The organism is Bacillus cereus group sp. MG20 (assembly GCF_040459885.1).
Lineage (GTDB): Bacteria > Bacillota > Bacilli > Bacillales > Bacillaceae_G > Bacillus_A > Bacillus_A cereus.
In genome coordinates this window covers 5,024,645-5,049,290 of sequence record NZ_JARVHF010000001.1, presented here as the reverse complement: position 1 = coordinate 5,049,290, position 24,646 = coordinate 5,024,645, and the positions used below count along the sequence as shown (strand labels likewise).

Below are 24,646 nucleotides of genomic sequence, written 5' to 3'. Positions count from 1 at the left end.
TGTAAAGTGTAATTTGAATCGAACTTTATACAAAACAAGTAAGAATCAACTATTTCTACTATAATCATCATTTTTTCATAAAATCTTACACTCTTTTCTTTTGTTATCCTTTTTATACTATGTACTGTATTATTTTCGAAAATAATACAGTACATGAAATTTCATATTAAATACATATTCATTCATTTATTAATTTGTTTATTCAGTTTATATTTAACTATTCAAAAGCAGTTACAATTCTCTCTTTCATTTTCTGTAATACTTCACTGCTCAATACTTTTTGACCAGCAGGAAGTTTTAATATGGCAGCGGCACCTTTACTAAGGTATATTTCTTGATCATTATTTTGATTTACTACCAATATTCCTTGTCCTTCAAATTCGAAATAACTAATATCTTTTGTTTCATTTGTATTATTCTTTATTGCTGTATATAATCCATATAAATCTTTACTTCTATTTTCTCCGCCCGTTCGAATCGGTTCAATATCATTCGCAACAATTAGTCCTTCTGGCTGCTCACCCTTCATAATAAACCACAACTTTTCATTTGTTGGTAATAGTAAATGCTTAAATTCAGAGCTATTTAAAATTTGCTGTGCTGGAATTGTTTCATAGATTGGTAACGAAAATGGAGATGTTGTTATTTTTTCAAAGCTTAAATTTTCAGAAGAACTTCCCTTACTATATTGATAATCTTTTAATGCGATCGATTGTACCGATTCACTTTTATTTTTTGATGCATAACTAATTTTACTAGCGAAAATAATAACGGTCATTAAACACATGCACGGTATCACAAGCTTAAGTAGTTTTCCCATTTATGAACCCCCGCTTTTAATATTATTAGTTTGCATGGATATTATAAACAGTTTCACTCCACCAAAAATTATTATTGTTATGGAACGTACTGAAATTATAATTATAATGATCACCATACCAAGGGTCCATGTACGTTATATAATCTGTTCCATTTGTCCCTTTATAAAATCCATCAAGTACTACAAAGTGTCCGATGTTAGCTCCATTTTGCCACATAATGAGTGCAATCATCGGCTGATTACTATTAATTTGACTTTTGAACCAATCATACGATTTTGCTCCAGAACTTATAGCTGAGCTAACACTATATCCCGATAATCCATATTGTATTTCACGTGAAGTTGCAGGATTATTATATGATCCACCCTTAACATACCTAACGTACTGATCTTGTGAAGGAGTTTTCCCAAAATAATTTAAAACTGAAACCGAAGTGCCTGCCCAACACCAATTTGATCTTTCTTGTAATATGTTAGGTACAGATAATTTACGATCTATTGATGTATTTGGAGGATTTCCATTAATATACGCTGACGTTACATATACTTTTTTTCCATCTTTAAAATAATAAAACCAACGATTATCTAAATTTCCTGTCCAGTAATCTTTAACCGCTTCACCATACTCCCATCCTTTAAAAGATACTTTTGTATTTCCGGGAATCACATCTACAATATTTGCATTCAAACTTTTTGCCTCTCTAACATTTACATTCAATGGAGCTGTTGTTCCTGTAAATTCAACTTCCTCTGCTATTATTTTCTGAACACCAATAAAACTAAATGTGAAGAACAATAAAAACATACAAACAATAAAATGCTTTCTTCCCTTCATTTCTCCACCCCTTCATCAGTACTAAAAAACATCAACAATTCATCCTTATTAATTGTTCAAGCTTAATATTACATACTAACGAAAAATGACTTCTCATAAAGTGAAACTTTGATCAGTAGTGGTTTTATTCATCCCCCACTGATTGTTAGTTAAACCAATCGGGCTGCTCTGCAAATAGCGGGATAAATTCCAATACAAAAAAGGAGCCTATAAATTTTTATAGGCTCCTTTTTATTTCGTCGTTATTACTTAGCTAATTCTTTTGTACCCTTCATTACATCAATGAAGAATCCCCAGTTATTCACTACAGAAGAGATACTGATATGTTCATCTGGAGTGTGGACGTTAAAAATGTCTGGTCCGAATGAAATTGCATCTAATTCAGGCATTTTTTGAACGAATGCGCTACACTCAATCCCCGCATGCACAGCGAAGATTTCAATTTCTTTATTGTATTTTTCTTGATGCACTTTTTCAAATAAATTACGAATTTGTGAGTTTGGATTGTATGGCCATTCTGGATACTCTGACTCTATTTCAAATGTAGCACCAACTAATTCAGCAATATATTTGATTTCTTCTGCAACATGTTGTTTTAAACTACTTACAGAACTTCGCACTTCGTTACGTAATTTAATTTCATCTTGCAACGTTTCAATAACGCCTAAATTTGTTGAGCTTTCTACAAGACCTTTAATATCCATGCTCATACTTTGAATGCCATTTGGAATTAAGAATAATGATGAAATAAGCTGCTTTTGTGTCTCTTTAGCAAATACTTTTTCAACTTTTTCATCCAATTTTGTCAGTGTAACATGAACATCTGGATCAACAGCACGCATTTCTTCTTGTAATACACGTGTCCATGATTCTAGTTTTTCTTCTACTTGTCCTACATCTTCTGTACGAATTAAAAGTGTAGCTACACTTTCACGCGGAATTGCATTCGTTTTTAATCCGCCGTGAACTTCACTTATGTTAAACTCCGTATGTGCTGATAAATCACGTAATACTCGTCCTAATACTTTATTCGCATTACCACGTTGTTTATCAATTTCCATACCAGAATGTCCGCCTTTTAGACCACCAACATATAGACGGTATGCATCCATATTCGCTGGCGTTTCATCCCAAATTACGGGAATTGTTTCAACAGCTTTCGCACCACCTGCACTACTTACAAGTAATTTATGATCTTCTTCAGAATCAATATTTATAAATATCTTTCCTTCAAAATGATTTGGATCAATAGCAAAAGCCCCGCCCATTGTCGTTTCTTCTTCAGTAGTGATAACGACTTCAAGTGCTGGATGCGTAATTTCTTTTGAATCTAATAAAGCTAATGCATACGCAACTGCAATACCATTATCAGCACCTAAAGTTGTTTGATTTGCATATAACATATCCCCAATGATTCTTAATTCAATTGGATCTTTTTCAAAATCATGTACTGTTGCTTGATTTTTTTCGCAAACCATATCCATATGACCTTGAATAATAATAGCTGGTACATTTTCATAACCAGCTGTTGCTTCTTTTTTAATAATGACATTTAATGCTTCATCTTGAATGACTTCTAAGTTACGCTCTTTTGCAAAGCCCACTAAATAATCACTAATTTCCTTTTCATTACCTGATCCTCTAGGAATCTTTGAAATTTCTGCAAAATGATAAAATACAGGGTGCTTTGTTAATTGTTCTAAAGTAGAATACATTTTTCAAGCTCCTTTCAAAATGAAAAAATAGTATGTAAGTCTTTTATCATTATACCATGATTCATTATTTTACCTTTCTTTTAACTTTTATTGTTCATTTTATGTAAAACACTCTTACAACATTGTAAGGGCATTGTAATCTATATCGATTTTTCTCATTTAATAATAGCCGTATACTTTTTAAAGAAACACATTAAAGGAGATAAAGAAAATGAAAAAGTTTTTAGCAATTATTACACTATGTTTATTATTTTCTAGTTTTACTATTGGCTGTGAGAGAGCGTCACTAAATAGAATTGGTAAAGATGTATATTACATGCAGATAAAAGGCGAAGGAACTATCGAAAAGGTAGATGGTAGAAACTTACGAAACTATACGCTGCCCGCATATGATGAAGATGGCGTCAAAAAACAAATTACATTTAGAAGTACAAAAAAAGAAAACAATCATAAATTAAATGCAGACGCGTTTTTACGCCTTTATGTAGATCAAGATGATAATAATAAAAATGAAATATCATCAATTGAAGTAAAGTCCTATGAAGAGATTCAGAAAGCAGATTTGCCTGAAAAAATAAGAGAAAAGTTTACTATTAAATAAAAAAAAAGAAAATGCTCTATGCATTTTCTTTTGTTCTTTTCACCTGTATATATTTTGAACTACTATTATTCATCAGTTTCTCTAACCGATTTATATTCTCCGTTAATGCACCTTTCACAAGAGAGAAATCTGTATTTGATTCTTCTTTTTTTTCTTTAAAAAACGAAGACTTTTGCACATTGACTTCAGCCATCTCTTCTCCCCCTTTTCAAAAAGATACAACCTTTTATTTATATTATATAGCAAATGTAGAAAGAGTGTACACTTATGATTTTCTTTTTAATTCTTCTTCTAATTCTTCTACTTGCTGCAACGTATCCCCTTTTATTAAAGAGAAATCTGTTGTATCTTCGTTACCTTCTTTAAAAAAATCATTGTCATAATCTTTTACCACTACAATCACCTCTACATGCTAGTGTAGGAATGATTGTCCAATTTTATTCAACTTTGTCGGATTTTGTTTTTAATTTATGTATAGAAGAAAAGGACAGAAAAAGATTCTGTCCTTATTTACTAAAATAACTATGATGTATTGTTAAATTATATACATTTTCAAAATCCCGATCTTGCAGGTTATTTTTCTTTCCATCAATAACAATGAAAACGTCACTTACTATTTTTGCTGGTATAATCCCGACATTTTCTACTTGCACCGCTTTCTGCTCATTCAATTGCTCGATATGTTCTAACGGAACGATAATACTAAATTGCGAGCGAATACCACGAAAGTTTGTATTTAATTCTTTCGCGGCTTCAAAAACAACAATTTTCGCACCAATCTTTTCCCCATATGAATCTAAAAATGCATTTAAGCTCTTTGTATATTCCTCTTCCGTATGCCATTCCATCGTACCGAATATTGCTGGATTAACATTTTGAATAATTGTCGTGTATATTTCTCCTCTCGCTTTAGATGCAATTAATGATCGTTTTATTGATTGAACTGTCTTGCCAATATCGCTAAATTTCGCACCCCATATTTCAGAAATATTAGGTGTTAAAATGAACGCAATATCAACAAAAATAACCATTGCAGTAAACATTAAAAGATTTTTCCAGAGGGTTAAATCAATTCCTTTTATCATGAAATACACGGTGACAGATATGATAAACAAACCATACCAAGTCTTTCTAATACGTTGCTTTTTCTCCTCGTACAACTCCTCATTTTTCCAATAAAAGAAAACAAGGACTACAAAGACAATCGCTAAAACAAATAAGCCAATTCGAATGTTAGAGATCATTAATCACATCACCCTCCATTCAAAAACTACTCACGATATCATTACATGCGCAAGCTGCTCTCTTTATGACAAAAGACGTGGACAAGCTTCTAAAATTAGCTACATCGCATATACATTAGAAAGTACCACTTCTTTTATCCTGTTATTTGTGGGCAGTAAGACCCCCACTGATTAAAATTTCACTTTACCATGAGTCTATATTGTATATGTAGACAAGCATTCATTTCAAATTTTCGTATTAAAAAGAAATATGTTTCGGAATTTCCCCTTCAGGTACTTCTCCATCCATACTTAAATAATAATGACGAATCGGACGTAAGTTTTCGTCTAATTCATAAACAAGCGGAATGCTAGTGGGAATATTTAATGAAACTACACCATCACTTGAAAGGTTGTCTAAATATTTTACTAGCGAGCGAATTGTGTTACCGTGTGATGAAATAATTACTTTATTACCACTTTTTAATGTCGGCGCAATTTCTGAATGCCAATAAGCAAGTACTCTCTTCTCCGTATCCTCTAAACATTCAGTTAACGGAAATTCACCTTTTTTGAGTGTTTTATATCTTGGATCATTCGCTTCATATCGAGAATCGTCTTCAGTAAGAGCCGGTGGTCTTACATCAACACTTCTTCTCCAAATATGAACTTGCTCCTCACCATATTTTTGAGCAGTTTCATCTTTATTCAGCCCTTGCAATGCACCATAATGTCTTTCATTTAGCTTCCAAGATTTATGTATTGGGACCCAAGTAAGATCCATCTCATGAAGTACAATCCATAACGTCCGAATTGCGCGTTTTAATACAGATGTATAAGCCACATCAAAAGTATATCCGTTTTTCTTTAATATTGCTCCTGCTTCTCTCGCTTCACTTAATCCATTCTCTGATAGATCAACATCTGTCCATCCAGTAAAGCGATTTTCAAGATTCCATAAGCTTTGTCCGTGACGAATAAGTACAAGTTTTATCATTATAATTCCCCTTTCGGAAATGTGAATTTTATTGTTCCATTGCGTACACGTATAAAGTATCTAGTAATGTATCTTTTTATCCATTCACTCTATGACCAAATCATAGTTGCCAAATGTATGGATAAAATTTGTTCTTTTTCAAACGATAAAAACAGAAGTTTTTTCATTATTTTTGATCGACTGGTAGTTCACGTTTCGTTATCCAAGCATCAAAACCTGATCGGCTATTTGCCATTTCATTCATAACTTGGTGCCAATTGTCCTCACATGATTCACCAAATTTTGAAAAAATAGCACCCATTTGTTGTCTTTGTACATCACTCAGTTTTTTCTCTAAATCTGTACCTTTTTCTGTTAAAGACAACTGTTTCACACGTCGATCATGCATAGCTTCATTACTCTCAATCAAGCCCTTTTCCACAAGTTGACGTAGCGGTCCGTGGAGAGCTTGTTTACTTATTTCTAATAGTGATAATAACTCATTTACACTTATCCCTGGAAAACGTGCGATAAAAAATAAAATTCGATGATGTACTCGTTGAATGCCATATTCTTTTATAATTTCATCTGGCTTTTCAGTAAATGTTTTATATGCAAAATAAAATAATGCTAATGCCTCATTCATCTGTTCTTCTTTATGTTGTGTCATCTACTTTCCCCCTGTATGTAAATTATACCACAATCTAGTAATGAATATTTTAATCAACGCATTAGAACTTATTTAGTCTATTGAAACATTCATTGCATAATTAGGAGATGATTCATTTGAAAAAACAATATACTGTAAGTACATATTTATTGGATAGACTACATGAATTAGGAATTGAACATATATTTGGGGTTCCTGGTGATTATAATCTTGCCTTTTTAGATGATGTGGTAGCACATGAAAATTTAAAGTGGATTGGCAATTGTAACGAATTAAATGCTGCATATGCAGCAGATGGGTACGCTCGCATAAAAGGAATCGCTGCTCTTATTACTACTTTCGGAGTTGGAGAATTAAGCGCTATAAACGGTATTGCTGGCTCATATGCGGAAAACGTGCCAGTTATAAAAATCACGGGTACGCCACCAACAAAAGTAATGGAAAATGGAGCAATCGTCCATCATACGTTAGGAGATGGAAAGTTCGATCACTTTTCCAATATGTATCGAGAAATCACTGTGGCACAAACAAATGTAAAACCTGAGCATGCTGCTGAGGAAATTGACCGTGTTTTACGTGCATGTTGGAATGAAAAACGCCCTGTTCATATTAATTTGCCGATTGATGTATATAATAAACCAATTAATAAACCTACAGAACCAATTTTATATAAACCGATTTTAAGTAATAAAGAAGCGTTGGATAAAATGCTACTACATGCCACTTCAATAATAAATAACGCCAAAAAACCTGTAATTTTAGCTGATTTTGAAGTAGATCGATTTCACGCTAAAGAAAATTTACATCAATTTGTAGAAAAAACTGGGTTTCCCATCGCGACGTTAAATATGGGAAAAGGAATATTCCCAGAAAAACACCCTCAATTTATAGGGATTTATACTGGTGATGTAAGTTCTCCGTACTTGAGAAAAAGAATTGATGAATCTGATTGTATTATTAGTATTGGTGTGAAGTTAACTGATACTATTACAGGCGGCTTCACACAAGGTTTTACAAAAGAACAAGTTATAGAAATCCATCCCTACACTGTGAAAATTATAGATAAAAAATACGGTCCAGTTGTAATGCAGGATGTTTTACAACATTTAAGTGATTCAATTGAGCATCGTAATAAAGATACCCTTGACGTTAAGCCATTTATTTTAGAATCATCACCTTTTACTGAAGAGTTCATTCCAAAAGCACAAATGGTCACACAAAAACGTTTTTGGCAGCAAATGTACCATTTCTTACAAGAAAACGACGTCTTAATTGTAGAGCAAGGAACACCTTTCTTTGGTAGTGCTGCTATCCCTCTACCTAATAACACTGCATATGTAGGACAACCGTTATGGGGATCTATCGGATATACACTGCCCGCTCTACTTGGTACACAGCTCACCAATTTATCACGGCGCAACATTTTAATTATTGGTGATGGTTCTTTCCAAGTAACTGCCCAAGAGTTATCAACTATACTACGTCAAAATTTAAAACCGATTATATTTTTAATCAATAACAACGGATACACCGTTGAACGTGCCATTCACGGCCAAAACCAACCTTATAATGATATACAAATGTGGGATTACAATAAACTATCAATGGTATTTGGGTCAGAAGAAAAAAGTCTAACATTTAAAGTAGAAAATGAAGCAGAATTAGCAGAAGTCTTAACAAATATAACTTTTAATAAGAATCAACTTATCTTTATTGAAGTTATAATGAGCCAAAGCGATCAACCTGAATTGTTAGCTAAACTCGGGAAAAGATTTGGTCAGCAAAATTCTTAATATAAAAGCATAACCTAATTATACAATTGGTAGTATAAAACTTGTTTTGAGAATAGTTTCGACACTCAAAATACATAAGGAAAAGGATGGAAAGCACCATCCTTTTCTATTTTAAGAGCATTCTTCGACTAACGCCCCGTATGACAAGCAAAAATTCTTAATCCATCTTTAACTTTATAGCTTTTGTCGCAATAAATGTTTTAATATGCTTATCTAATATCCTTGTCCCACCAAAATCATCCTCATAAAAACCTGTTATAGCAAAACCAGCTTCAATTTGGCCTTGGATTTGGTCTTCTAAAGTATGCGCATATTCTATTGTTTGATTTGAATCGATGTAATCTTGAACTTCATCCTCTGGTAAATAATCCAATGTTGATGAAGGAATTGAATGTTTAACATCAAGAATACCTTTTTGTTCTTGGTTATCATCAAAGATCCATAGTAACGGATTTGTAAATCCAGCAATAAGAATACCTTTATTCTTTAAAACCCTAGAAACTTCATTCCATACAAGATGAACATCTTTTACAAACAAATTAGAGACAGGATTTACAACAATATCAAAATATTCATCCTCAAAATCACCAAGGTCTGACATATCTCCTTGTACGGTTTTTAAAGACAAACCATCCCTTTTTGCTACCTTTTCATCTTGTTCCAATTGCTTCTTAGATATATCAGTAACTGTTACATCTGCTCCAGCAGCAGCTAGAACAGGTGCTTGTTGTCCACCACCTGACGCTAAGCAAAGTATCTTTAATCCATCTAATGACTTTGGAAACCACTCTCTAGGAACTGACTTTTCCGTAGTGACTGTAATCTCCCATTCACCTGATTTGCTTTTCTCAATAATCTCGCTACTTACAGGCTGCGTGTATCTAGAACCTTCTTCAACCTTCTTATCCCATGCATTACTGTTTTGTTGTGTAATATCCATTGCGATTAGTCCTCCTAGCAATCTAGTTGTATTCAATGTGTAAGCTTAATGCTTTCCTTTTTCTATTAACCTGCCTAATAGTTCATACATAGTTGTCTATATTTACATTAACAGATAAACGCAAAAATTACTAAAAAATTCTAAAAAGACAAAAAATTACACATCCATTCCATTCATTTAAAATAATCGTAGAATTGGTAAGTTTTAAACAACTCATTTCCACAAAAAAAGCATTCCAAATCTGTTGACAGTTGGAACGCTTTTTTATGTTATTTAATTTTTCAAGCTTTTAACTAAATCCATTAAACAAATAAGCTATGCTTTTTCTTTTTTATTCAGCAAGAGTTAACTGCCAAGATACACCATACTTATCATTTAACCAGCCAAACTTTTTACTAAACGGATAAGAACCTAAAGGCATAAGAATTGCTCCATCCTGCGCTAGTTTATGAAAGACCGTTTCAATTTCTTCTTCTGTCTCACAAGTTACATAAAGAGACATAGCTGGAGTGAATGTAAAATTATGATTTACATAACTATCAATACACATAAACTCTTGGCCATTTAGCGTAAAAGTTGCATGAATTACAGTTCCCTCTTTACCAGGTCCATTTTCATCGTAGCGAGAAATACTTACAATTTCTGATTGATCAAATAGCGACGTATAAAAATTCATCGCTTCCTCAGCTTTGCCCTCAAACATTAAAAACGTAGTAATTTTTTGATTTGTGTTACTCATATGGAGACAGCCCCTTGTTATGTATTTATGTAAAACATACGCCACTCAAAAACCGAACGTACATTCCTATGAATATATTGTCTATAAAAACGATGAGTTTGTCAATTATCTACTTTCTTATTTCTTCTTAAATAATGCTGTCCAAAGAAATGATTCTCCAAACATTTCATTCGGTTGTTTCATTTGTTTCATCCTTCTAATCTCAATTACCTCAAATTCTTTAAATATCTCTCTTAACTTTTCTTCCGAGTATGCAAGACCACCTTGTAGACTCCACCCTCTATATACATCCCAATCTGTTATTTCTGATCCATTTCGCTCATCTAAATCGCCTGCCGCAAAACATGTTAATCCAAAATAACCACCCGATTTTAATGAGTTTTTAATTAAATCCACATAATTTATTCTTCTATGCGGTGGAATGTGATGCAAACAGCCCGAATCATATACAAAATCAAATTCGTTTTGAACCTCTAAATTAAAAATTGAATCACAAATAAAATGAATTGCTACCCCTTTTGCCAATGCCCTCTCTTTTGCCCAGTTAATGCCTTCTACAGATAAATCCACTGCTGTTACATCAAATCCTTGAGTCGCTAAATAAATGGCATTTCTACCTGGACCACATCCAAGTTCTAATACCTTCCCTGTTAAAACCCTCTCTTTTTGTATATACGAAACTAGATTCTCATCTGGAACATTTTCAAAAAACGGAACATCCTTTTCTCTATTCTCATAAAACTCATTCCAAAAGGGTTCAGCAGGTCTTAATAATGAATCAAGCATTTTTAAAATGTCTTCTTGTGTGTATAACATTTCAGTTTTCATTAATACCCCTCCATATTTTAATAGTCAGAAAATTATCTTATAACTATTTGAACCTTCAGACTAGTAAAAGCACCACATTTTATTTTTTCTTTATTTTTTAAATCACTTTAAATACGGTAAATGAAATTATAAACTTTACTCTTATGGTGCAAATGCATACCAACCTAATCATGTAATACAAAAAGAGCCACAAATTTTGTGACTCCTTCTACATTGATAATCTTATCAAGTTTTTTTATTATATATCGATTTCTCTATTAACAAACGATATAACTCTTCATCCCAATTACCACTTCATACTTTAACGACCACGTCTTTGCTGACCTTGCTTTGTATTACCTTTTTTATTACTTGGCTTATTAAATGATCGGTTATTTTCATTTCTAGAACTATTTCTCGAACTATTTCTTGAATCATTTCTTGAGCTATTTCTCGAATCACGTCTTGATTCACTTCTTGAACCTTCACGGCTATCTCTTTGACGATTTTGACCTGATTTCTTCGGAGCCGGCTTTGGTACCGGTTTTCCATTTTCATCTACACGTTTTATCTTCGGTTGTTCGATTATTTCTCTTTGTATTGGTGCACCAAGCGTTTTTTCAATTTCTTCTAAATGTTTTTCATCTTTCGCTGCAACGAACGTAATTGCAAGACCTGATCCACCTGCACGTCCTGTTCGGCCAATGCGGTGAATATAACTTTCTACATCTTCAGGGATATCAAAGTTAAATACGTGCGTTACACCATCTACATCAAGTCCACGAGCTGCTACATCCGTTGCGATTAAGTACTGAATTTTAGCTTCGCGGAAACTCTTCATAACTCTTTCACGTTTCGCTTGAGGTATATCACCATGAAGTTCAGCACAATTATAACCTAATCCTTTTAAATTATCATAAAGCTTACTCGCTCTAACCTTTGTACGACAGAAAATAACAGCTAAAAATGGCTGATCACGATCCATAACAAAACGAAGTGCATCTGGCTTTGCACGGTCTGTCGTCTCAATGACACGCTGCTCAATTGTATCAACCGTTACTTCTTCACTTTGTACTTGAATCATTTGCGGTTCATCCATATAACGCTTCGCCAATTTTTTAATATCTTTTGGCATCGTTGCTGAGAATAACATCGTTTGTTTACTACCTGGTGTCTCATCTAAAATATCTTCAATATCATATAAGAAACCAAAATAAAGCATTTGATCCGCTTCATCTAATACAATTGTTGAAAGATTACTTAAATCAATTGTTTCACGGCGTATATGATCTAATAATCGTCCCGGTGTTGCTACAACAATATGTGTATTACCTTTTAATTTTCTCAACTGTTGCGCAACATCTTGTCCACCATATATCGCTAGTACATTAATATCTTCTCTTTGAACAAGCATTTTTTTAATTTCAGTTGTAATTTGCAGTGCTAGTTCCCTTGTTGGTGCAACAATTAAAGCCTGAACATCACTAGACGCTGGATCGATTTTCTCTAAAATCGGTAACACGAATGCAAGTGTTTTACCTGTTCCAGTTTTTGCTTGACCAATTATATCTTTACCAGACAGTATTACCGGAATCGCTTTCTCTTGAATTGGTGTTGCTTCTGTAATTCCATTTTCACGTAATGTATGATTAAAAGTTTCACTAATTCCTAATTCTAAAAAGTTTTTCAAATAGACCACTTCTTTTCCTTATTTTTCACATTAGCTTTCATTGTACCATTTGTTTCGCCAAATATGAAAAATAAAAAAATTCTTATCTTCTTTTTTTATATTCATCCTGTACTAGATGAACAAATTCTTTTTGCTTTTTCTCAGATTTTATTAATGCTTCCATGTTAGTAGAAGACAAAATGAACTTCTTAATTTTTCTATTACTCCCAATTAAACTTGTATACTTCGGATCTTCATATAGATTTCGAAACCACTCTAATTCACTTAATTTTGCGATATGGTGTTTCAATTTCATGTCATTTCGAGGATAAAACAAAATTATATCCATTATTACATCAAGCAATAAACTCATCTTCTCCCCTCCTATACATATATATTTCAAATTTACGAAAACATAGTTAAAGGGTGATGGAATTGAACACTACATTCATAAAGATATTTTGCATATTTTTCTTACTATATTTTCAGTCGACCTCAATTATTATGGCAAAATCTCGAACAAATGTGATAAGTGAATTTAAACAAGCTTTACTCAAAAATGATAAAAAATTAATGCAGTCATATGTAACAGAAGGAGTTGAACTACCTACTTTCCAAAAGGAAAAACCTATTCATGAAATTAAAATAGTACCATCTCCAAAAGAAGATACTACAATTCTTATTTCTTATTTCAAAGGCACTAATGATGAATTTACTGTCGGTTTCATTTTAGAAATAGTAACAAAAAATAATAAAATATCTCAAATCAATCAAATTTATGATGGGAATCCACTTATGAAAGAAGCTACTATCGTAAAAGAATATGAAATGAAGTGTAAGGAACATATACTTACTCCTACAAAATTCCCGTTCGAAATCCACGAATTTCAAGGGTACATTTATAACGATTACTTAAACCTCCAATACTACAATGAAGATATTAATGGGATTTTTAAAATCACTGTTTCACCAGTTCAAAACAAATTAGGCTTCTATGTACCTAGTGGAGCTAAGTTCTACAGCTTAAAAAATAATATAAAAGCATTATATAATCCTCATTTTGATTCAGCATATGAGCTTATCTTTCAGCAGAATGGTTTTCAATATACAATTGCAATTGGTAACAAACGCTATATACAAGGTAAATATAACGTAAAGGATTTAATTCAAATTGCAGAATCTATGAATTAAAAAACCAATCTTTTCTATATCAAAAAGATTGGTTTTTTATTATTTTATACAGTAAGTTTTCCTCCATGATAGCAATAATACTGTGCTGCTTTAAGACTTTTAATCCTATTTAAAGACTGTTCCGCCCTTTCTATATCTAAACAAAAATTCGGATTAGCTATAACTAATTCTCGATTCTCTTGAACCGCTGCATCTCCTGTAATTACACAGTCTAAATTCGGAAAATATAATGAAATATGCCCCGAGGTATGTCCTGGCGTTGCCACTACTTGACATTCATTATTCAAAATCATTTGACCATCATGTACTTTTTCATCGACGGAAATATGTTTTATATTTTTTAACTGTTGTATAAACCATTTGCCAAATTCTTTTTCTTCATTTGGCATACGTTCTAACATTTCTTCAGCTTGAACTAACCTCTCTGATTTTATATCACCATTAATATAGTTAGATTCAATTTCACTAGCAATAACATTAATATTTGGATATTTCACTTTAAAATCATATACAGCCCCTATATGATCGTCATCATAATGGGTAATAATTATATTCTTTAAGTTTTTCATCTCATATCCATGTTTTAATATTGCATTTTCAATTAAAGGTAAAAAACTTGGATATCCTGTATCAACTAACGTTAATTCATTATGTAATATAATTAAACTTGGATAAATACATTGTTTTTGCCCGTTAAATTCGAATTCAATTGGTAGTTCTATTATTTTCATTTTTCTTCCCCCATACCGCTTATAAAATGCATAATAATAACTAAATCACCCACATACATCTTACAATATATATACTATGTAATGGAACACTGTGAATCGTTGCATAATCCACATTATATTATTTTGAACAGGTATTCCCCTATTTTTATGGAAATATATAATTAAGAAAAACAATAAAATTGATTAATCTCTCACTTCTTTGTCCATCCTTTTAAAAAATCTATGTTTTTGTAAAAGGAGTGTTTATATGGAGAAACAGACACTTTGGAAAAAGTTCAGAAAAAGCTCTGTAAACCTCGGTAAATCCAGCGTATATGAAAGTATTATTTTATTCTACACAATGAAAAAGAAAGAATTACCTACTAAAGCAAAATTCATAATATTAGCCGCTTTATCTTATTACGTATTAACAATCGATTTCATTCCAGATATAGCTGCTATTATTGGGATTGGCTTATTAGATGATGTTTTAGCAATCGCTGTAGCGCATAAATACGTTATGAGACACGCAGATGCTGAAATTCGAGAGAAGAGCAAAGTAAAGATGGAGTCATTATTTACTTCAGCACAAGCATAATTAAACTATCTAGTCATTTACCATGAGAGCATTGCAGAATAAATTCCTAAACAGTAAAAGAATTTCTCTTAGTCCTCAAACCGTAAACAAATAGGGTGTCAGCACTTATTCCTAAGTTCTGGCACCCTTTTATTTGTTCTTATTTCTATCTGTTATACAGTTGCATGTGTCCCCTTATACAAAACTGCTATTGCCGCGACTATAAGGATCACACCCATAAAAGCAGGTGCAGCATGACCAAGCAATACATAGATTTGCCCTCCAATAATAGGACCAATCATTCTTGCTAAAGCTTGAATAGATTGGCTTCCACCTTGAATCCTTCCTTGTTCACTAGAACTAACAGACTTTGAAAGCATCCCGTTGAATGAAGGTCCGAAAATTGAATCCCCAAAACCATACATCAGCATCCCAACGATAAGTAGTGGATAGAGTGAAAACAAAGCTGATGCCGCAATAAAACAGTATCCTATAATCTCCGAAACCATCCCAAGAATTGCTATTTGTTTATCACTAAGCTTGATCAAAAGCTTTGGCATGATAAAACTTTGTGAAACAATGTCTTGAAAGCCCAAAATTGAAAACATAAGTCCGATTAATGCAGGTTTCCAACTGAAAGTATCCATTGTAAATTGCGTGAAAATTGCTTGTAAAGATCCGTTAGATATCCAAAGTAAAAACGCTGAGACAAGTAACCACTTTAAATTTTTCATGGAAAGTATGTTTGCTAGCTGTACAAAAGGATTTAACCTTACAAAAGTAATCTCTTTCAACCTATTATTTTTTTCAAGGCTCTCAGGCATATATTTGATCCCATATACAACATTTATTAACGTTATGATTGCACCAAAATATATAGGTACAGTATCACCAAACTTGGCAAGTATCCCCCCAATGGTTGGGCCAATGATAGTTCCCGCACCTACAACTGCACTCACCCATCCAAAATATTTCGTTCTCTGTTCTTTTGGAATGATGTCTGCAAAATATGCGAAGATAGTACTTATGCTCCCGCCTGTTATTCCTTCTATTATGCGTCCAGCAAATAGTACCCATAAAGCTCCTCCTATTCCAAAAACTAAGTACCCAATTGCAGAACCAAATAAGCATATTAAAAGTAATGGACGACGGCCATACTTATCGCTTAAAGCCCCGAGTACTGGGGCAGCTAAAAACACGCAAGCCGCATATACGGAAGTTAGTAGTGTAACAACTAATGCTTGTTCTTCCGGATTACTTATATATGGCTGTACTAAGAATGGCACTACAGGCATGATGATACTGAAACCTATACCACAAAGAAATACAGAAATAAGTCCGAATAGTAAAGCATGTTTATCTATGTTTTTTTCAGTTTTCCTTTCATTTTGTGATCTAAATATAGACATTTAACTTCTCTCCTTAAAACATTTTGTTGCTTCGTCAACAAAATGATAACTCCGTTTTGTTGATTAGTCAACAAAAACACGATAAAAAAGCAGCCTATTCTCATTAAAGTAAGGCTGCCATTTCATTATTAAAATGTATTACGATTTAATATGTACACCTTGTTTCTTTATTTCTGCATCCAAATGTCTACTATACTTTTCCACGAAACTAATTATACTGTCGAATTCTTCTTCAGTTACTTGCTCAAATACAGCTTTATCCCGCTCTTGAAACTCTTTATGCAGATCTTCATGGATTTTATAAATTTCTTTCCCTTCTTCCGTAAGCCTAAAATAAATTTCTTTCTTATTTTCTGACTTTTGGTAGCTTTCAATAAGGCCTTTTTGTATGAGCTTCTTAGTCATTCTACTTATAGCACCGCGAGTCACATAAAAAGCCTCTGCGAGTTGTGTCACGTTAGAATCTGCATTGTTTTCAATATATTCAATGCAGTGAACTTCAGAAGACTTAAAACCTTTAAGACCTTCTTCCATCTTATCTTTATTAAGCCAAACCAGCTTATTATATAATTCCCTGAAACCGTTCATGACCTGTTCTTCTTTATTCATGACCTGCCCTCCTCACCGCTCATTAGCACATTAAAACTATTATATTAAATTTCTGCTTATGTTTCGACAATATTGAAATAATTATTGTAACGTTCAAGATATGTGTAAAAATTGGCGCTTAAATAAAACAATTCATTAAACAGCAAAATTATTGATACTTACAGTAAACGGTAGACAAAAAGTAAGAGCTAAGATCATTTCTCTTAGCTCTTCTTTTATAAAACTATTTCACTTCATTGGCGACAAAAAAGTGCTCACATACACTTGATATGCGCTGTAAGTCCACGTTCCCACCGGATATAACAGCTACTACTTTTTTCCCTTTTATATAACTATCAACTGTTCCTGCAAGAAGTGCAGCAGTTGCTAATGCACCTGCACCTTCTACAACAGCTTTCCCACGTTGTAATAAATCTTTCATCGCTACTTCCAGTTCTTTTTCTGATACAGTTACAATATCATCTACTAATTCTTTCACAATTTCAAATGTTAATTCCCCTGGTATTTTAACTGCGCAACCATCTGCAATAGTAGGTGCCTCATAATGTTCTACGATTGCTCCTTTATCGTAAGATGCCTTCATTCCATGAACATTATCTGCTTGGACACCAATTATATTAATCGATGGATTAAAAGATTTTAATGCTACAGAAATACCAGAAATAATTCCGCCTCCACCTATTGGTACAATAACAGTATCTACATCCCACATATCATCAAGAATATCTAATCCAATTGTACCTTGACCAGCCATTACCTCTACATCATCATATGGATGTAAGTATGTCTCACCTGTTTCCCTTATAATTTCTTCACATTTTGCCTTTGCATCATCAAAGGTTTCACCATGTAAAATCACTTCAGATCCATATCCTCTAGTTGCTTCAACTTTCGCCTGCGGTGCAGAAATTGGCATAACAATTTTACTCTTAATACCGAGTAAATGAGCAGATAATGCAACTCCTTGTGCATGATTACCTGCTGAACATGCAATTACACCTTTTTCTTTTTCTTGATCCGTGAGCCGCGACATTTTATTAAATGCGCCACGAAATTTAAAAGAACCCGTTAATTGCATATTTTCTAATTTCAAATGAATTTCTCCGCCCGTTTTACTAGTCAAGTAAAAAGATTTTACTAATGGCGTTTTACGAGCATTTCTATCTAGAATCTTGTGAGCTTTTTTAATATCGTCTATATGTAATGGTAGTTTTCTAGTTATCATACTTACACCTCTTCCAATGTTCTATTCCTAAGTTTTCGTAAGTCGTAGCTCCTTTATACGAAAAGAAAAAGTCTTTATATATGTACCCCACTCTGAAATAAACACATTTGCAAACAATTTAACATCCTCTTCATATCACGTTCTTTATAATGATTCAGGCATGCAATTTGGATCCAGTTATTCTTTTGTAAATACGCTGATTCATAATGGACAATATATCCTTGTAAAGCTAACGCATCACCTACCGTTTTAGAAGACTGACCTTCGCTTAATTGAATTGTAAATATAATTTTCGCGGCATGTTCTTTAGGTGAAACAAGCTTTAACCCCATATCAGTAATAACTTCTTCAATATACTCGTATGTCTCTTTAATTTTTACAAATACCTTTTCATCTTCAAATCTCTTCAACGCTTCTTGCAATGCATAAATTAAATTCCATGATTGTGAGTATGGAATGCTTTCATTTTCTTCATACATACCAATGTCCATATAGGCCGGCACAGCCTCGTTTATTTTTACAATGTGGTTATGAAAAACGAAAGAAATTCCTGTATATGATTTAATCGCTTTACCGCTAACACCACTTGCAAAATACACATCCTTTAAGTCTAATGGTATTGCTCCAATTGAGCTTATGCAATCTACACATAGTTTTATTTGATTCTCGTTACAAAGAGTGTTTAGCTCGTTTAAATCGTTTAAAATTCCAGTAGATGTTTCATGATGAACAAACCAAAGCCATTCATAATTTCCAGTTGTCATGATTTCTTCTAATTCGGTATAAATAAATGGATCTCCCATTTCCTTTTTATAAGTATCAAAATGTAACTGTGCTCGTTTTGCATGTCCAACTAATCTATTACCAAATTCCCCATTTGTTAATACTAGTCCTTTCCCTTTTAAAGAACGTAACTGTAAAGCGATCGCATCATTTGCTAACGTCCCTGTTCCTAACATAAGCTGTACATGTTTTGCTTTTGTCATGTAAAGTAACCGTTTTTTCACATTGTCCATCATCACTTGAAATGACTTAGAGCGATGCGAAATAGGCCGCGTAGAAAATGCCTTTCGAACGTTCTCTTCAATATCTACTGGACCAGGTAAAAACGTATATTCTTTCGTCATAATCCCCCCAACGCTCGATTCTTCAAACATAGCAGGGGTAACATACATTGGCTGGAAGGCCGCTTCTTCTGTACCAACTAACGTATGGAAAACTTTGAATCCCATTTGCTCATATAAAGCTAGTTCACGTGTTGTTGCAGAAATGAGTGCTAATTCATATCCATTTAGAAGCAAATAACGATGTAGAAAACGGATTAATCCTAACAACGCTCTTCCATTCCTATATTCACGTTCTACTGAAAGTAAACGAATTTCATACACTTTTTCTCCATGCTCTTGCAAATAAACATCTAAATTTGAAATTTTATAATCTAACGAGAATGGTCGTTTTCCCCGCACCGCGACCATACCTACTAATCTATCCTCATCTAAACAAATTAAATATGTATTTTCTTCATGAAACCGATCTATACGAAACCGGTCTTTCGTTTCTTCATGTTGCGGAATCTCTTCTACAAAAGTTTTATAATTTAATTTATGTATACTTTCAAATTCCCAATCTCGATCAGCAACTTTATAAATTAACCCCATGCCTTATCTCCTTTATCTATTTAATAAAAAATGATAAGTGGAGATTATCCCCACTTATTAAACATTTATTTTATTCTCGATTTACATATAGAATAAGTACAATAATCATTCCACTTAAAATAGTCGTAACAACAGAATAAGAATAAAGAATCATACAAATTGGTAAACAAGCAATCGTAATTAGTCCTGGCTTCGTAAATCCTTTGAATATTAAATAAAATACAATAAAAATGCCTATGAGGGTAAGCGCTATCAAATAATCAAATGCAATTAATCCTCCAATAAATGTTGAAATACCTTTACCGCCCTTACCTTTAAATAAAACTGGGTAAATATGTCCAATAATAACGGCCAATAATGTTAACATTACGAATGTAGGGTCTTCAAACAGATATTTTGCAACAGTAGCAACGATTGCCCCTTTAATCGCATCCCCAAAAAATGTAGCGATGAAATACCCTTTTCCATATACGCGCCCCATATTTCTTGCGCCAGGATTTCCGCTTCCTTCATCCCTAATATCAACGTTATGTCTCAATTTTGTTACTATATAAGCGGTCAATATGTTTCCAATTAAATAAGAAGCCACCAAATATAAAAACTGCATACTATTAATCATGTAATCATTCACTTTCTAAATAGGAATACATATACAATATTCAATTACTACGTATATTGTACGTTTTTAACATACATCCCTTTATACATTTTAACATCATATTTTTACAAATCATACAAAAATTCTCATGCGCTATTTTTAAAAATATATATCCCTCATTAAATAATATGTTCCTTTCACTGCCATTTCTGCTTGTGATACGAATGTAATTTCTTTCATACTTTCTTCACAGCATTTCTTAAATACAGCAAATATTTCAGGAACTAAACGCAATATACTGCCACTTACTGCAATTGGAGTTGAGCGCTTAAATTGCATCTTGTTATAAACATCTACCGTAATTCTTGCTAATTCCTTTCCAGCTTGCATCATAATTTCATGCGCATCATCATTGCCATCTCTCGCTTCCTGAATAACTAATGGGGCGATTGCTGCAATTTTATCTTTAGAAGAAGTATATATTAAGCTTTTTATATGAGACGGTGTCAAAAGTTGAAACTGCCTTTGAATATTCAAACTCAATGGACAAAGACTGATTCCTTGATCGAACTGAATTGCCATTTTCTTTAAAGCTTGTAATGCAATCCAATATCCGCTCCCCTCATCTCCTAAAATATGTCCCCATCCACCGCTATACTGATATACTTCTCCTTTTTTTCCTATACAAATTGCACCTGTACCACCTATAGTTAATATTCCATCCTTACCTTTTAAAGCAGCTGCATGTGCGATCATTGCATCATTAAAAATTTCAATTTTTGTTTCGTATTTCTTTTTTAAACGTAATGTTAATTCATTTGTATTCGCTCCGCTTATACCAGCTAATCCTAAACAAACACAAATACAATGCCCATTTATTAAACTCTTCTGGCATTGATTAATTGCTTCCATAATATGCACAAGAGCTTCTTCAAAATCTATTAATATGTTTCCAAAACCACTAGTAGCTCTTACAAGTTCATTTCCGTCTTTATCAAATGCAATTGCCTCGGTCTTCGTTCCCCCGCCATCTACTCCAATCATATACTTCATATGTTCGCCTCATTTTCATCTGCGTATGGAGGGAATGTTATATTCCCTAAAATTATGGAATTCTTAGCACCTGTTGCGCTCGGCACATTACTCGGATTACGATGATACGTTTCGTTTGCTAAAATAGCAAATGCAATTGCTTCTTTCGCTGCTGAAGAATGACCAATATCTTCTTGTATACATATGCTACATTTCTCTTCTCTTAATCCATTCCGTAACATTTCAACAAGTGTATTATTATAACTTCCACCACCACCTAAAATCACCTCATCAATGTCATAATACGGCAAAATAAACGCCTTATAATGATGAACAATTGAACATGCTGTAAACATCGTGACAGTTGCCAATATATTTTCTTTACTATGCTTTTTAAATCGATTCAATAATTCAGTCACAAACGCTTCTCCAAACTGTTCTCTACCTGTTGATTTTGGTGGTTTCATGTTCAAAAATGGATGGTTCATACAGTATGTTAAAATTTCATCTACAACTACCCCTTGACTTGCGATCCAACCATTTTGATCATATGGTACATGAAATAATCTTTGACATACTTCATCGATTACCATGTTGCCTGGTCCAGTATCAAAAGCAATAACACTCTCATTACTTCGTTTACTTGGAACCACTGTAACATTACCAATCCCGCCAATATTTTGCAGTAGTCTATTTTTAGTTTGATGCCGATATAAAATAATCTCTGAATATGGTACAAGTGGTGCACCTTGTCCCCCTGCCGCCATGTCCATCGTTCGGAAATTCGAGATAACCGTCTTGTTCGTTTCATATGCTATTACTGCTGGTTCCCCAATTTGCAATGTTGAAGAAATAATATTCCCTTCTTGCTTTGGCTGATGATAAATCGTTTGTCCGTGAGAGCCTATTAAATCTAATTGTCTCAAAGGAAAATTGGCCTCTTTACAAACTTCCTTTACAGCATTGGCGAAGCATAAACCAAGTTTAAAATTTAAACTACATATAAGTTGGACATTCGAACTTTCAATTGATAACGCTTGTTGGATCTCATTTTTCATATCATTACAAAATGGAACAGTAGTAAAATGGATGAGTTCGATTTTAGAATCTACACCACTTCCTTCTAAATGAACGAGCGCTACATCTATTCCATCTAATGAAGTACCAGACATTACCCCTGCAATATACATAACGTGCATGACCTCCTATTTACTAAAAAACAATCATGTAAGTAACGAACGTACAACCAATCGAAAACAATATAAATCTAAAAAACAACTGAGCTTTTGATGCAAACGATCCATCAATGAAAGAAACAACTACCGTAAGCAAAACGCTTGCCGCAATACTTGTAACGAGCCATATACTATGCATTTGTGATAGATTTAGCATGCCTAATAAAGGGACAAAAAGTAAATTTGCACAAATCACTCCAAATAATAATAAAAATACGCCTTTATAACTAAATTTTATATTCATTCTATTTCCCCCTTTCTAGTTTTAATGTGAAAGAAGTGATAGACAAAAAGTCTATCACTCAAAATAACAGCGTGCAGATTAAGGATTAACAGATTCCCCGTCACCATTCTTTTCAATTTCAAGCATATTTTTGTCGTACATTTTAAAGAATGGTAAATAAATAAGGAACGATATTGCTATATTTATAAAAACTAATACAATCGCACGCCAATCTCCACCTGTTGCTAAATATGCACCAATTGGAGCAGGTAATGTCCATGGCGGCATAATATGCGTTGGTGTTACAAATCCCATCGCAGTTGCTGAATATGCAACAGTTGCTGTTACAAGTGGTGTAATGATAAATGGGATAATTAAAATTGGATTTAGTACAATCGGTAATCCGAATATGACTGGTTCATTAATATTAAAAATACCTGGAACAATACAAGTTCTTGATAATGCTTTCGAATATTTCGATCGACCAAATATAATCATAGCTAATACAAGCCCTAACGTCGCACCAGAACCGCCAATCCATATAAACCATTGATATAACGGCTCTGGTGAAATAAATGGCAACTGATCTGCTCCACTAGCAACAGCTTCACCATTTTTCCCTAGGTATACTTCCCATAACGGCCTAGCAACAGTTCCAACAACCGACACACCATGGATTCCGAATGACCAAAAAAACGTAATTAAAAACACTGGAATCATTACACCGAAGTAACTATCCCCAGCTTTTACTAATGGTGCTGCTAATTTATCAACAACATGGTGTAAATCAATGCTAAAAACGACAGTTACTAGACTCATTATAATAATAACGAATGCAGCAGGTATAAGTGCTTCAAATGAACGCGACACAGATGGCGGTACTTGTTCTGGCATTTTAATCATTACATTTTTCTTCTTACAAAATCTTGAAATCTCTACGGATAAAATAGAAACAATCATCGTCACGAATAATCCATGACCTCCGAGATTTGTCATTGGAAGCATAAATCCTTTTTTATCAATTAATTCGGGGGTTAATGTTAATAGCAGTGAACATACTGCAAGCTGTGCTCCTGATAAAGCATCTAATTTATAACTTTTCGCTAAATTATATCCTATTCCAAATGCTATATATAAGGACATAATAAACATAGTTAAACGATATGGTATCAATATACTTGTTTGATTCTTTAATGCCCAAACCGATATGAAACTATCTTTCGGCAGTGGTGGAAATGCTACTATTAAAAAGAAGCTTCCTACTATAATAAATGGTAACGCCGAAATAACTCCATCACGGATTGCTTGTAGATGCCTCTGCTCAGAGAGCCTTGCCATCGGGCCAGATAAGTTTTTATCAAGAAACGTGACAAACTTATTCATAACGCTTC

The 24,646-nt window shown here is 33.3% G+C and carries 27 protein-coding genes; 4 read left to right on the top strand and 23 right to left on the bottom strand.

All coding sequences use genetic code 11. The features are described from left to right. Nucleotides 1-217: 217 nt before the first annotated feature. The 3 genes from QCI81_RS25980 to pepD form a co-directional block, all read right to left on the bottom strand. Complete coding sequence (locus tag QCI81_RS25980; RefSeq protein WP_071729953.1) at nt 218-820, bottom strand: hypothetical protein; 603 nt, start codon at nt 818-820, stop codon at nt 218-220. A gap of 25 nt (nt 821-845) precedes the next feature. After that, nucleotides 846-1,655 (bottom strand): C39 family peptidase, encoded by an 810-nt coding sequence (locus tag QCI81_RS25975; protein ID WP_071729951.1) that lies wholly within the window; start codon nt 1,653-1,655, stop codon nt 846-848. 245 nt (nt 1,656-1,900) lie between these two features. Continuing rightward, nucleotides 1,901-3,370, bottom strand: a complete 1,470-nt coding sequence (gene pepD, locus QCI81_RS25970) for a beta-Ala-His dipeptidase (RefSeq protein ID WP_048656315.1) — start codon at nt 3,368-3,370, stop codon at nt 1,901-1,903. Nucleotides 3,371-3,581: 211 nt separating this feature from the next. Here pepD and QCI81_RS25965 point away from each other — a divergent pair, with 211 nt between their 5' ends. After that, entirely contained in the window at nt 3,582-3,971 is a 390-nt protein-coding gene (locus tag QCI81_RS25965; RefSeq protein WP_000713869.1) for a YxeA family protein, read from the top strand. A 16-nt stretch (nt 3,972-3,987) separates the two neighbouring features. On the opposite strand, the gene spoIISB is transcribed toward QCI81_RS25965, so the two are convergent. The 5 genes from spoIISB to QCI81_RS25940 form a co-directional block, all read right to left on the bottom strand. After that, nucleotides 3,988-4,164, bottom strand: coding sequence for a stage II sporulation protein SB (gene spoIISB / locus QCI81_RS25960; RefSeq protein WP_000852629.1), 177 nt, complete (start codon nt 4,162-4,164; stop codon nt 3,988-3,990). A 72-nt stretch (nt 4,165-4,236) separates the two neighbouring features. Continuing rightward, nucleotides 4,237-4,365 carry a hypothetical protein gene (locus QCI81_RS25955; RefSeq protein ID WP_000237819.1) on the bottom strand — a complete coding sequence of 43 codons (129 nt, stop codon included), beginning with the start codon at nt 4,363-4,365 and terminating at the stop codon, nt 4,237-4,239. Nucleotides 4,366-4,477: 112 nt separating this feature from the next. Next, nucleotides 4,478-5,215 (bottom strand): type II toxin-antitoxin system SpoIISA family toxin, encoded by a 738-nt coding sequence (locus QCI81_RS25950; RefSeq protein ID WP_071729949.1) that lies wholly within the window; start codon nt 5,213-5,215, stop codon nt 4,478-4,480. 238 nt (nt 5,216-5,453) lie between these two features. Beyond that, nucleotides 5,454-6,191, bottom strand: a complete 738-nt coding sequence (gpmA, locus tag QCI81_RS25945) for a 2,3-diphosphoglycerate-dependent phosphoglycerate mutase (protein ID WP_016512840.1) — start codon at nt 6,189-6,191, stop codon at nt 5,454-5,456. Nucleotides 6,192-6,357: 166 nt separating this feature from the next. Further along, nucleotides 6,358-6,840, bottom strand: coding sequence for a MarR family winged helix-turn-helix transcriptional regulator (locus QCI81_RS25940; protein WP_000191889.1), 483 nt, complete (start codon nt 6,838-6,840; stop codon nt 6,358-6,360). A 107-nt stretch (nt 6,841-6,947) separates the two neighbouring features. On the opposite strand from QCI81_RS25940, the gene QCI81_RS25935 reads away from it, so the two are divergent. Continuing rightward, nucleotides 6,948-8,633 carry an alpha-keto acid decarboxylase family protein gene (locus QCI81_RS25935; RefSeq protein WP_353810920.1) on the top strand — a complete coding sequence of 562 codons (1,686 nt, stop codon included), beginning with the start codon at nt 6,948-6,950 and terminating at the stop codon, nt 8,631-8,633. Nucleotides 8,634-8,790: 157 nt separating this feature from the next. On the opposite strand, the gene QCI81_RS25930 is transcribed toward QCI81_RS25935, so the two are convergent. The 5 genes from QCI81_RS25930 to QCI81_RS25910 form a co-directional block, all read right to left on the bottom strand. After that, a complete protein-coding gene (locus QCI81_RS25930; protein ID WP_071729945.1) occupies nt 8,791-9,573 on the bottom strand; it encodes a class I SAM-dependent methyltransferase in 783 nt (260 codons plus the stop codon). A 331-nt stretch (nt 9,574-9,904) separates the two neighbouring features. Further along, nucleotides 9,905-10,312, bottom strand: coding sequence for a VOC family protein (locus tag QCI81_RS25925; protein ID WP_000072495.1), 408 nt, complete (start codon nt 10,310-10,312; stop codon nt 9,905-9,907). 117 nt (nt 10,313-10,429) lie between these two features. Beyond that, a complete protein-coding gene (locus QCI81_RS25920; protein ID WP_071729943.1) occupies nt 10,430-11,140 on the bottom strand; it encodes a class I SAM-dependent methyltransferase in 711 nt (236 codons plus the stop codon). Between the two features lie 301 nt (nt 11,141-11,441). Beyond that, complete coding sequence (locus QCI81_RS25915; RefSeq protein WP_353810919.1) at nt 11,442-12,818, bottom strand: DEAD/DEAH box helicase; 1,377 nt, start codon at nt 12,816-12,818, stop codon at nt 11,442-11,444. Nucleotides 12,819-12,891: 73 nt separating this feature from the next. Beyond that, nucleotides 12,892-13,161 carry a hypothetical protein gene (locus QCI81_RS25910; RefSeq protein WP_071729940.1) on the bottom strand — a complete coding sequence of 90 codons (270 nt, stop codon included), beginning with the start codon at nt 13,159-13,161 and terminating at the stop codon, nt 12,892-12,894. A 56-nt stretch (nt 13,162-13,217) separates the two neighbouring features. Here QCI81_RS25910 and QCI81_RS25905 point away from each other — a divergent pair, with 56 nt between their 5' ends. Continuing rightward, nucleotides 13,218-13,979 carry a hypothetical protein gene (locus tag QCI81_RS25905; protein ID WP_081366264.1) on the top strand — a complete coding sequence of 254 codons (762 nt, stop codon included), beginning with the start codon at nt 13,218-13,220 and terminating at the stop codon, nt 13,977-13,979. Nucleotides 13,980-14,023: 44 nt separating this feature from the next. On the opposite strand, the gene QCI81_RS25900 is transcribed toward QCI81_RS25905, so the two are convergent. Further along, entirely contained in the window at nt 14,024-14,710 is a 687-nt protein-coding gene (locus tag QCI81_RS25900) for an MBL fold metallo-hydrolase (RefSeq protein WP_071729938.1), read from the bottom strand. Nucleotides 14,711-14,957: 247 nt separating this feature from the next. Here QCI81_RS25900 and QCI81_RS25895 point away from each other — a divergent pair, with 247 nt between their 5' ends. Next, a complete protein-coding gene (locus QCI81_RS25895; protein WP_000415094.1) occupies nt 14,958-15,287 on the top strand; it encodes a YkvA family protein in 330 nt (109 codons plus the stop codon). A 152-nt stretch (nt 15,288-15,439) separates the two neighbouring features. Here the strand turns inward: QCI81_RS25895 and QCI81_RS25890 are convergent, their stop codons facing one another. The 9 genes from QCI81_RS25890 to QCI81_RS25850 form a co-directional block, all read right to left on the bottom strand. Beyond that, nucleotides 15,440-16,675, bottom strand: coding sequence for an MFS transporter (locus tag QCI81_RS25890; protein ID WP_071729937.1), 1,236 nt, complete (start codon nt 16,673-16,675; stop codon nt 15,440-15,442). Between the two features lie 138 nt (nt 16,676-16,813). Next, complete coding sequence (locus tag QCI81_RS25885) at nt 16,814-17,284, bottom strand: MarR family transcriptional regulator (protein ID WP_001030898.1); 471 nt, start codon at nt 17,282-17,284, stop codon at nt 16,814-16,816. Nucleotides 17,285-17,507: 223 nt separating this feature from the next. Continuing rightward, nucleotides 17,508-18,509, bottom strand: coding sequence for a bifunctional threonine ammonia-lyase/L-serine ammonia-lyase TdcB (gene tdcB / locus QCI81_RS25880; protein WP_000632954.1), 1,002 nt, complete (start codon nt 18,507-18,509; stop codon nt 17,508-17,510). 74 nt (nt 18,510-18,583) lie between these two features. After that, on the bottom strand, nt 18,584-20,167 hold the full coding sequence (locus QCI81_RS25875; protein WP_353810918.1) for an aminotransferase class V-fold PLP-dependent enzyme: 1,584 nt from the start codon (nt 20,165-20,167) through the stop codon (nt 18,584-18,586). 70 nt (nt 20,168-20,237) lie between these two features. Next, on the bottom strand, nt 20,238-20,786 hold the full coding sequence (gene plsY, locus QCI81_RS25870; protein ID WP_071729933.1) for a glycerol-3-phosphate 1-O-acyltransferase PlsY: 549 nt from the start codon (nt 20,784-20,786) through the stop codon (nt 20,238-20,240). Between the two features lie 138 nt (nt 20,787-20,924). Continuing rightward, nucleotides 20,925-21,818, bottom strand: a complete 894-nt coding sequence (locus QCI81_RS25865) for a BadF/BadG/BcrA/BcrD ATPase family protein (protein ID WP_071729932.1) — start codon at nt 21,816-21,818, stop codon at nt 20,925-20,927. Next, nucleotides 21,815-22,987, bottom strand: a complete 1,173-nt coding sequence (anmK, locus tag QCI81_RS25860) for an anhydro-N-acetylmuramic acid kinase AnmK (protein WP_071729929.1) — start codon at nt 22,985-22,987, stop codon at nt 21,815-21,817. Before anmK ends, QCI81_RS25865 begins: the two co-directional genes overlap by 4 nt. Before the next feature lie 22 nt (nt 22,988-23,009). Further along, the gene (locus tag QCI81_RS25855; protein ID WP_001021963.1) at nt 23,010-23,276 is read right to left on the bottom strand and encodes a hypothetical protein; all 267 of its coding nucleotides are present in this window, start codon (nt 23,274-23,276) and stop codon (nt 23,010-23,012) included. A gap of 78 nt (nt 23,277-23,354) precedes the next feature. Continuing rightward, nucleotides 23,355-24,638: a PTS sugar transporter subunit IIC gene (locus QCI81_RS25850; protein WP_071729928.1), complete on the bottom strand. Its 1,284-nt coding sequence runs from the start codon at nt 24,636-24,638 to the stop codon at nt 23,355-23,357. Between the last annotated feature and the right edge of the window lie 8 nt (nt 24,639-24,646).

Bases quoted from the DNA above. Each gene is read 5' to 3' on its own strand.
- QCI81_RS25980 (WP_071729953.1), bottom strand. From the start codon at position 820: ATGGGAAAACTACTTAAGCTTGTGATACCGTGCATGTGTTTAATGACC.
- QCI81_RS25975 (WP_071729951.1), bottom strand. From the start codon at position 1,655: ATGAAGGGAAGAAAGCATTTTATTGTTTGTATGTTTTTATTGTTCTTC.
- pepD (WP_048656315.1), bottom strand. From the start codon at position 3,370: ATGTATTCTACTTTAGAACAATTAACAAAGCACCCTGTATTTTATCAT.
- QCI81_RS25965 (WP_000713869.1), top strand. From the start codon at position 3,582: ATGAAAAAGTTTTTAGCAATTATTACACTATGTTTATTATTTTCTAGT.
- spoIISB (WP_000852629.1), bottom strand. From the start codon at position 4,164: ATGGCTGAAGTCAATGTGCAAAAGTCTTCGTTTTTTAAAGAAAAAAAA.
- QCI81_RS25950 (WP_071729949.1), bottom strand. From the start codon at position 5,215: ATGATCTCTAACATTCGAATTGGCTTATTTGTTTTAGCGATTGTCTTT.
- gpmA (WP_016512840.1), bottom strand. From the start codon at position 6,191: ATGATAAAACTTGTACTTATTCGTCACGGACAAAGCTTATGGAATCTT.
- QCI81_RS25940 (WP_000191889.1), bottom strand. From the start codon at position 6,840: ATGACACAACATAAAGAAGAACAGATGAATGAGGCATTAGCATTATTT.
- QCI81_RS25935 (WP_353810920.1), top strand. From the start codon at position 6,948: ATGATTCATTTGAAAAAACAATATACTGTAAGTACATATTTATTGGAT.
- QCI81_RS25930 (WP_071729945.1), bottom strand. From the start codon at position 9,573: ATGGATATTACACAACAAAACAGTAATGCATGGGATAAGAAGGTTGAA.
- QCI81_RS25925 (WP_000072495.1), bottom strand. From the start codon at position 10,312: ATGAGTAACACAAATCAAAAAATTACTACGTTTTTAATGTTTGAGGGC.
- QCI81_RS25920 (WP_071729943.1), bottom strand. From the start codon at position 11,140: ATGAAAACTGAAATGTTATACACACAAGAAGACATTTTAAAAATGCTT.
- QCI81_RS25910 (WP_071729940.1), bottom strand. From the start codon at position 13,161: ATGAGTTTATTGCTTGATGTAATAATGGATATAATTTTGTTTTATCCT.
- QCI81_RS25905 (WP_081366264.1), top strand. From the start codon at position 13,218: ATGGAATTGAACACTACATTCATAAAGATATTTTGCATATTTTTCTTA.
- QCI81_RS25900 (WP_071729938.1), bottom strand. From the start codon at position 14,710: ATGAAAATAATAGAACTACCAATTGAATTCGAATTTAACGGGCAAAAA.
- QCI81_RS25895 (WP_000415094.1), top strand. From the start codon at position 14,958: ATGGAGAAACAGACACTTTGGAAAAAGTTCAGAAAAAGCTCTGTAAAC.
- QCI81_RS25890 (WP_071729937.1), bottom strand. From the start codon at position 16,675: ATGTCTATATTTAGATCACAAAATGAAAGGAAAACTGAAAAAAACATA.
- QCI81_RS25885 (WP_001030898.1), bottom strand. From the start codon at position 17,284: ATGAATAAAGAAGAACAGGTCATGAACGGTTTCAGGGAATTATATAAT.
- tdcB (WP_000632954.1), bottom strand. From the start codon at position 18,509: ATGATAACTAGAAAACTACCATTACATATAGACGATATTAAAAAAGCT.
- QCI81_RS25875 (WP_353810918.1), bottom strand. From the start codon at position 20,167: ATGGGGTTAATTTATAAAGTTGCTGATCGAGATTGGGAATTTGAAAGT.
- plsY (WP_071729933.1), bottom strand. From the start codon at position 20,786: ATGATTAATAGTATGCAGTTTTTATATTTGGTGGCTTCTTATTTAATT.
- QCI81_RS25865 (WP_071729932.1), bottom strand. From the start codon at position 21,818: ATGAAGTATATGATTGGAGTAGATGGCGGGGGAACGAAGACCGAGGCA.
- anmK (WP_071729929.1), bottom strand. From the start codon at position 22,987: ATGTATATTGCAGGGGTAATGTCTGGTACTTCATTAGATGGAATAGAT.
- QCI81_RS25855 (WP_001021963.1), bottom strand. From the start codon at position 23,276: ATGAATATAAAATTTAGTTATAAAGGCGTATTTTTATTATTATTTGGA.
- QCI81_RS25850 (WP_071729928.1), bottom strand. From the start codon at position 24,638: ATGAATAAGTTTGTCACGTTTCTTGATAAAAACTTATCTGGCCCGATG.